Origin of the sequence: Novosphingobium sp. 9U (assembly GCF_902506425.1) — a bacterium.
Classification (GTDB): domain Bacteria; phylum Pseudomonadota; class Alphaproteobacteria; order Sphingomonadales; family Sphingomonadaceae; genus Novosphingobium.
In genome coordinates this window covers 1-1,273 of sequence record NZ_LR732510.1, presented here as the reverse complement: position 1 = coordinate 1,273, position 1,273 = coordinate 1, and the positions used below count along the sequence as shown (strand labels likewise).

Below are 1,273 nucleotides of genomic sequence, written 5' to 3'. Positions count from 1 at the left end.
TCCTTGGTGTTGATCTCGGCAAGAACTCGTGCAGCATTGTTGGCGTCGATGCAGCTGGCGCGGTAGTGGTGCGCCGATCGATGCGCCGGCAGACGTTGATCGACTACGTGTTAAAGCTTCCAGCCTGCGTGGTTGCGATGGAAGCGTGCTGCGGCGCTCATCATCTCGGGCGTTTGTTTGCCGCGCGAGGTCACGAGATCCGCTTGATGTCGCCAGAGTACGTGCGCCCCTATGTGAAAGCGCAGAAGAACGATGACCGCGATGCTGAGGGGATTGCCGAGGCTGCATCGCGGCCGACGATGCGGTTCGTCGAACTCAAAAGCGAGGAGCAACTGGATATCCAGTCTCTGCATAGGGTGCGTTCCCGCCTAGTCGCCGAGCGCACGAACCTGATCAATCAGTTGCGGGCAATCCTTCTGGAACGCGGAATGATCTTCCCGGCTGGGCGCCGCAAGCTCGAGCTTGGCCTGGATGACATGCTGGCCAACGATGAAAGCGCATTGTCGACGCGTGTACGGCAGCTGACGAGCGAACTGCGCGCAGAATGGCGGGAACTCGATATCAAGATCGAGACGTTAAACGGCGAATTCGTTGAACTGGCTCGCACCGTTCCTGCGACGCGAAGGCTGACGTCGATTCCAGGCGTTGGGGTTTTGAACGCAACAGCCCTGATCGCCGCCGTGGGCAACGCGAGTGCCTTCGCCAAGCGCGAGATCTAGGAGCCTGGCTCGGTCTGGTGCCCCGACAGCACACAACCGGCGGCAAGCCTCGCCTGATGGGCATCTCTAAGCGTGGGAACACCTACTTGCGCACTCTGCTCATCCACGGTGCTCGGGCAGCACTGCCCTCACTCTCCGAGAGCGACACTCCCCTGGGCCGGTGGTTGAAGAGCATGATCGAGCGAGGGGTTCACCGCAACGCGGTGACCGTCGCTCTGGCCAACAAGCTCGCCCGCATCGCTTGGGCGACCCTTCGCAAGGAAACGACTTTCGACCGCGGCTATGCAACCGCGGCATAATCAGATCGGCCGCGCGCCCTCAAGCGCGTGGCCCACGAGGTTTGCAGGAAGGATCGTAAAGATGGCGTGACAGTCAATCGGCGCTTAGAAAGCCTGGCAGATGAATTGGCACTCGGATGCCGCCTTCATTATGAGGCTCTAAACGCGCGGATGTCCATCTTGGCCATGGGCTCGCCCATGAGACCGTATACGTTGACGCAGACTGATCAGAACGTCCAATCACCCTACTTGCAAACGGGGCGGGCCATACGTTCA

Annotated in this window: 1 pseudogene; it reads left to right on the top strand. The window is 60.3% G+C overall.

The window, feature by feature from the left end:
- Positions 1–1,018 (top strand): annotated as a pseudogene (locus GV044_RS19300) (IS110 family transposase); the annotation flags it as partial.
- Between the last annotated feature and the right edge of the window lie 255 nt (positions 1,019–1,273).